Origin of the sequence: Kitasatospora sp. NPDC057500 (assembly GCF_042802195.1) — a bacterium.
Lineage (GTDB): Bacteria > Actinomycetota > Actinomycetes > Streptomycetales > Streptomycetaceae > Kitasatospora.
Genome location: NZ_JBHVER010000311.1, coordinates 1 through 6,185, shown reverse-complemented (window position 1 = coordinate 6,185; position 6,185 = coordinate 1). Strand labels below are relative to the sequence as shown.

The window sequence follows — 6,185 nt, the reverse complement described above, 5'->3', positions numbered from 1 at the left end:
GGTCCGGGGCCTCGTCCGGGTGCGCGGACGCCCTACGCGCGGTCGCGGGCCGACGCCTTCTCCCGCTCGGCGCGAGGCGCTGTGCTCGGCTCTGTGCGCGGCTCTGTGCGCGGTTCTGTGCCCAGCGCGGGCTCGCCGCGCCGGACCGCTCCCGGGGCGCGCCGCGAGGGCCGGTTCGCCTTGTCCGAGGAGGTCAGCTGCCACGGCACGCTGATCACCATCACCCCCGGGGTGAACAGCAGCCGGCTCTTCAGCCAGAGCGCCGACTGGTTGTGCAGCAGGTGCTCCCACCAGCGGCCGACCACGTACTCGGGGATGAACACCGCCACCGCGTCCTGCGGGCTGCTCCGCCGCTGCTCCCGCACGTACTGCACCACCGGCTTGGTGATCTCCCGGTACGGCGAGTCCAGCACCTTCAGCGGCACCTGGACGTCCAGCTCCCGCCACCGGCGCTCCAACTCCCCGGTGGCGTCCCGCTCCACCGCGACGGTGAGCGCCTCCAGCGAGTCCGGCGCGAACGCCTGCGCGTAGCCGAGCGCCCGCAGGGTCGGCTTGTGCACCTGGGAGACCAGCACGATGCCGTGCACCCTGGACGGCCGCGCCGACCCGGCCCCCGCGGACCCGGCCCGCGCGTCGTCCACCGCCAGCTCCTCGGCGACGCGGTCGTAGTGCCGCCGGATGCCGCGCATCATCAGCCAGAGCACCGCCGCCGCCGTCACGGCCAGCCAGGCGCCCTGGGTGAACTTGGTCAGCAGCACGATGACCAGCACCAGCGCGGTGGTGACCCCGCCGGCGAAGTTGATCACCCGGGAGCGCCGGGCGGCACGACGCACCGCCGGGTCGGTCCCGGTGGCCAGGGCCCGGTTCCAGTGCCGCACCATGCCGATCTGCGACAGCGTGAAGGAGGTGAAGACACCCAGGATGTAGAGGTGGATCAGGCTGGTGACGTCCGCGTCGTACAGCCAGAGCAGCCCGCCGGCCACCACCGCGAGCGCGATGATGCCGTTGGAGAAGGCCAGCCGGTCGCCGCGGGTGTGCATCTGCCGGGGCAGGTAGCGGTGCTCGGCCAGGATCGAGGCGAGCAGCGGGAAGCCGTTGAACGCCGTGTTGGCGGCCAGGATCAGCACCAGCGCGGTGACCGCCTGGACGGCGTAGAAGAGGAGGCTGTGGTCGCCGCCGAAGACCGCCGCCGCCAGTTGGGCGATCACGGTCTGCTGCGGCGCGCTCGCGCAGTCCCCCGGGAAGCCGCTGAGGTGGCAGGTGTCGTCGGCGATGTGGACGTCGGAGATCAGCGCCAGGGCCGTGATGCCGACGAACATCACCACCGCCGTGGTGCCCATCACGGCCATGGTCGCGGCGGCGTTGCGCGACTTCGGCGCCCGGAACGCCGGCACGCCGTTGGAGATCGCCTCCACGCCGGTCAGCGCCGTGCAGCCGGAGGCGAAGGCGCGCAGGCCCAGCATCAGCAGCCCCAGCCCGGCCAGGGTGTCCTTGCCGTCCTCCGGCACGATCCCGTAGGCGGCGCTGGACGCCACCGGCGCGTCGCCGAACACCGCCCGGATCAGACCGGTGACCACCATCAGCAGGATCGCGCCGATGAACAGGTAGGTCGGCGCGGCGAAGGCCCTGCCGGACTCGCGGACGCCGCGCAGGTTCATCGCCATCAGCAGCAGGACGAAGCCGAGCGCCAGTTCCACCCGGTGGTCCGCCAGCGAGGGCAGTGCCGAGATGATGTTGTCCACGCCGGAGGCCACCGAGACGGCGACCGTCATCACGTAGTCGACCAGCAGCGAGGCGGCCACCACCAGGCCGGAGTTGGCGCCCAGGTTGCGGGAGACCACCTCGTAGGAGCCGCCGCCGCTCGGGTAGGCGTGCACGACCTGGCGGTAGGACATCACCACGACCGCCATCAGCGCGACCACGCCGGCCGCGACCCACGGGGTCAGGTAGAGGAAGGCGGTGCCGCCGACGGTGAGCACCAGCAGGATCTCCTGGGTCGCGTAGGCGACCGAGGAGAGCGGGTCGGAGGCGAAGATCGGCAGGGCCAGGCGTTTGGGGAGCAGGGTCTCGCCGAGTTCCTCGCTGCGCATGGCCCTGCCGATCACGAGGCGCTTGAGCGCCTGGGGCAGGTTGAACACATCGGCGAGCGTAAGCGTGTGCGACGGGTGCGCAATGAGCCGTTCCGGCGTGCTCATGACGCTCCGCGGGACGGACGGGCGGGATGTTTCCGCAGGTCGGAGCCGCTACGCGCGAGGGGGCGCGGGCCGCGCGGGGGCGTACCGAGGGCATTGAGGGGGGCCGTTAAGACATCGTCAAGATATGACCATCAGACCGCCCATATGGGGCATATCGCAGCAATCCGCACCGCGGTACCACGGAGCGCCGGGCACCGTTCACATCCGCATCCGGAGCCGGCAGACCACCGCGTCGGTGTGCCTGCGCAGCGCCCGGTCGATGACGGCGCCGCGACGGTTCTGCAGCGCGCGCCGCCAGGGGCGGACCGGTTCCACCTCGGGGATGAGGACGGTCAGGCGGTCGTAGGCGTGCTCGGCGGCGAGGTCGTTGACGAAGGCGGCGATCGGCGGGCCGAGGCGGCGGTGGGCGTCCGGGACCTCGATCAGCGGCACGCCCGGCCGCCACAGCTCCCAGTCCCGGCGCAGCGCCTCGGCCTCGGCCGGCTCGTGGACGACGGTGACGGCGAGGACCTCGTCGCCGAGCGAGAGCGCGGCGGAGAGGCCGTCGCGGGTCAGCCGGGTGATCGCGGTGACCGGGACGACCACCAGGCTGCGTTGCGGGGTGAGCGGGCCGGGGACCCGCCCCACCTCCAGCCGCTCGCCGATCCGGGCGTAGCCGCGGTGCACCGCCTCGAACAGCAGCACCAGCAGCGGCAGGGCCAGGCAGATGCCCCAGGCGCCCTCGGTGAACCGGGTTCCGGTGACGACGAGCGCGGCGGTGCCGGTGAGCAGCGCGCCGAAGCCGTTCAGCGCCGCCTTCCACCGCCAGCCGGCCGGCTTCTGCGCGTACCAGTGGCGGACCATGCCCACCTGGCAGATGGTGAAGCCGACGAACACGCCGATCGCGAAGAGCGGCACCAGGCTGTTGACGTCGCCGCCGGAGCCGGCCAGCAGCACCGCGGAGACGGCGGCCAGGAAGAGCACGCCGTGCCGGTGCACCTGGCGGTCGGCGCGCAGGGCGAAGACGTGCGGCAGGTGGTTGTCGCGGGCGAGCAGGTGGAGCAGGACCGGCAGGCCGCCGAAGGAGGTGTTGGCGGCCAGGCCCAGCAGGACCACGGTGGCGAACTGCACCAGGTAGAAGCCGGCGCCGTGGCCGAGCGAGGCGTCTGCCAGCTGGGCGAGCACGGTGACGCCCTCGACCGGCTGGAGGTGGAAGCGGCCGATCAGCACGGCCAGTCCGATCAGCATCATGCCGAGCAGCGCGCCGAGCGCGACCTCGGTGTGCTGCGCGCGCTTCACGCCCGGCGTGCGGAAGGACGGGACGGCGTTCGCCACCGCCTCCACGCCGGTCAGCGCGGAGCAGCCGGCCGCGAAGGCCTTGAGCAGCAGCAGGGCGCCCACCGCCGTGGCGTTCTCCGCCAGCACCGACGCGTGCCCGTCGGCCGCCGCCGTGCTCACCGGCGCGTCCCGGAACAGGCCGACCACGACGATCGCCAGGATCGACAGCACGAAGACGGCGGTCGGCGCCAGGAACCAGCGGGCCGACTCGGCGATCCCCCGCAGGTTCACCGCCGTCACCAGCGCCAGCACGCCCAGGCAGAGCCACACCCGGTCCTCGTACAGTCCCGGCACGGCGGAGGTGAGCGCCGCGACGCCGGCCGTCACCGAGACCGCCACGTTCAGCACGTAGTCCACCACCAGCGAGGCCGCGGCGGTCAGCGCCGTCCGCCGCCCCAGGTGTGCCTTGGCCACCGCGTAGGAGCCGCCGCCGTCCGGGAAGGCCGCGATGACCTGCCGGTAGGAGGCGACCAGCACGGCCAGCAGCACCGCGATCGCAGCCGTGACCGGCAGCGTGAACCCCAGGCCGTACGCCCCCGCCGCGGCGAGCACCAGCACCACGGACTCCGGCCCGTACGCCACCGAGGCCATCGCGTCGAGCGACAGCGCCGCCAGGCCGCCGAGCGCGGTCAGCCGGTGCCGGTCGGCGGCGGCATCGCCGGCGGCGGCGGTATCCGGTGGCTGCGGTTCGGCGGCGACGGCCGCGACGAGGGGGCTGGACATCGGACGGGACCTCCGCAGTCGATCGGTTGCTCCGATCCTGCGGGCGGCGTCCGGCTCCGCCAGGTGTCCGCTACGCGTTCCTGACGCGCGGCGGCCCGCTCTTGACGGGCCCTTGACGACGGCTGGACAGGGTGGGCGGACCGCTGTCCCGGCGGGCGCCGGTTGGGAAGACGATCAGCTCTCACGGAGGACTCCCGGCGCGCTCGCACACGGCCCGGGACTGCTCGGCGGCCAAGCTGAACGGTCCGACCCCACCCCTGCCCCACCACTGTGCTGCCTGGGTCAGGTAATTGCAAGTCATTCGCAATAACCCTCGCCTCCTGCCGTCCACTACCCTCCGCACATGCCCCACCACCCTCAGGCCCCGCCCCGCCCCTCCTCCCCCCTCCTCCTCATCGACCTGGACCACACCCTCGTCGAACGCGACGGCGCCGCCGACGCCTGGACCGCCGCCTTCTGCGCCACCCACGGCCTGCCCGCCGAGGCCGCCCCCGCCGTCCACGGCCTCCTCCTCGTCGACCGCTCCCCCGCGGGCTTCACCCGCATCGCCGCCCGCTACGGCCTCCCCCACTCCGGCGCCGCCCTCTGGGAGGAGCACGTCGCCCACGAAGCCGCCCGCACCCACCTGATCCCGGGCGTCCCCGAAGCCCTCGCCGCCCTCCGCGCGGCCGGCTGGACCATCGCCGTGGTCACCAACGGCTCCACCGACATCCAGCGCGCCAAACTCGCCCGCACCGGCCTGCTCCCCGCCGTCGACACCGTCTGCGTCTCCGAGGAGGCCGGCGCCCGCAAGCCCTCCCCCGAGATCTTCCACCTCGCCGCCACCCGCCTCGGCCGCACCCTCACCCCCGCCGACTGGATGGTCGGCAACAACCCCGCCACCGACCTCCGCGGCGCCCACGCCACCGGCCTCCGCTCCATCTGGATCACCCCCACCCCACCCCCACCCCTCCCCCCGTCCCACCCCACCCCCACCCACACCGCCCCCGACACCCCCACCGCCGCCACCCTCCTCCTCACCCTCCCCGACTGACCCCCGAAAACGACAAAAGGCCCCCGGTCCACGTCTCCGTGAACCGGGGGCCTTCCATCTATCCTGTGGCTGGTGCAGGGTTCGAACCTGCGTAGCTTGCGCGACAGATTTACAGTCTGCTCCCTTTGGCCGCTCGGGCAACCAGCCAGGATGTTCGCCTCCCGGGGGCTCGCCCCGTTCGACTGGGTAAACCTTACCCGATGCCGGGGGGTGGTCCGCCACCCGGTTCGGTGGGGCTGGATAGGCGGGTGTGGCGTGGCTGTCCTGGGCGGGGGCGGGGGCGGGCTGGATAGGCTGGGGCGGCGGGCGTCCGGTGGGACGGGCCGTGTCAGTGCAGCCAGAGCATCAAGGAGACCAACACCCATGGCCGACTCCAGTTTCGACATCGTCTCGAAGGTCGAGTGGCAGGAGGTCGACAACGCGATCAACCAGACCTCCCGCGAGATCTCCACGCGCTTCGACTTCAAGAACGTCGGCGCCGACATCAAGCGCTCCGGCGAGACGATCGAGATGAAGGCCAACGGCGAGGAGCGCGTCAAGGCCATCCTGGACGTGCTGCAGAGCAAGTTCATCAAGCGCGGTCTGTCGCTGAAGGCGCTGGACGCCAAGGACCCGCAGCTGTCCGGCAAGGAGTACAAGATCTTCGCGGACGTGAAGGAGGGCATCTCCCAGGACGATGCCAAGAAGATCGCGAAGATCATCCGGGACGAGGGCCCCAAGGGCGTGAAGGCCCAGGTCCAGGGCGACGAGCTGCGGGTGAGCTCGAAGAGCCGTGACGACCTCCAGGCCGTCCAGGCACTGCTCAAGGGCAAGGACCTGGACTTCGCGATCCAGTACGTGAACTACCGCTGAGCCGAGCCGGTTGAGCCGGACCGAGCGGCGGCCCCGGTCGGGAGTCCTGGAGGGGGCTCCCGACC

Annotated in this window: 4 protein-coding genes and 1 tRNA gene; 2 read left to right on the top strand and 3 right to left on the bottom strand. The window is 72.4% G+C overall.

Annotated elements, in window-relative coordinates; genetic code table 11:
- Positions 1–32 precede the first annotated feature (32 nt).
- Together ACFU74_RS35250 and ACFU74_RS35245 are read right to left on the bottom strand one after the other, a co-directional pair.
- Positions 33–2,138, bottom strand: a complete 2,106-nt coding sequence (locus ACFU74_RS35250) for an APC family permease (RefSeq protein ID WP_380764221.1) — start codon at positions 2,136–2,138, stop codon at positions 33–35.
- A gap of 255 nt (positions 2,139–2,393) precedes the next feature.
- A complete protein-coding gene (locus ACFU74_RS35245) occupies positions 2,394–4,235 on the bottom strand; it encodes an APC family permease (protein ID WP_380764220.1) in 1,842 nt (613 codons plus the stop codon).
- Positions 4,236–4,578: 343 nt separating this feature from the next.
- Between ACFU74_RS35245 and ACFU74_RS35240 the strand changes: the two genes are divergently transcribed.
- A complete protein-coding gene (locus tag ACFU74_RS35240; RefSeq protein ID WP_380764219.1) occupies positions 4,579–5,268 on the top strand; it encodes an HAD family hydrolase in 690 nt (229 codons plus the stop codon).
- Between the two features lie 66 nt (positions 5,269–5,334).
- Here the strand turns inward: ACFU74_RS35240 and ACFU74_RS35235 are convergent.
- Positions 5,335–5,415 (bottom strand) — tRNA-Tyr (locus ACFU74_RS35235).
- A 216-nt stretch (positions 5,416–5,631) separates the two neighbouring features.
- Between ACFU74_RS35235 and ACFU74_RS35230 the strand changes: the two genes are divergently transcribed.
- Positions 5,632–6,120 (top strand): YajQ family cyclic di-GMP-binding protein, encoded by a 489-nt coding sequence (locus tag ACFU74_RS35230; RefSeq protein ID WP_380682240.1) that lies wholly within the window; start codon positions 5,632–5,634, stop codon positions 6,118–6,120.
- Positions 6,121–6,185 lie beyond the last annotated feature (65 nt).

Coding starts and splice junctions, on each gene's coding strand:
- ACFU74_RS35245 (WP_380764220.1), bottom strand. CDS start 4,235: ATGTCCAGCCCCCTCGTCGCGGCCGTCGCCGCCGAACCGCAGCCACCG.
- ACFU74_RS35240 (WP_380764219.1), top strand. CDS start 4,579: ATGCCCCACCACCCTCAGGCCCCGCCCCGCCCCTCCTCCCCCCTCCTC.
- ACFU74_RS35230 (WP_380682240.1), top strand. CDS start 5,632: ATGGCCGACTCCAGTTTCGACATCGTCTCGAAGGTCGAGTGGCAGGAG.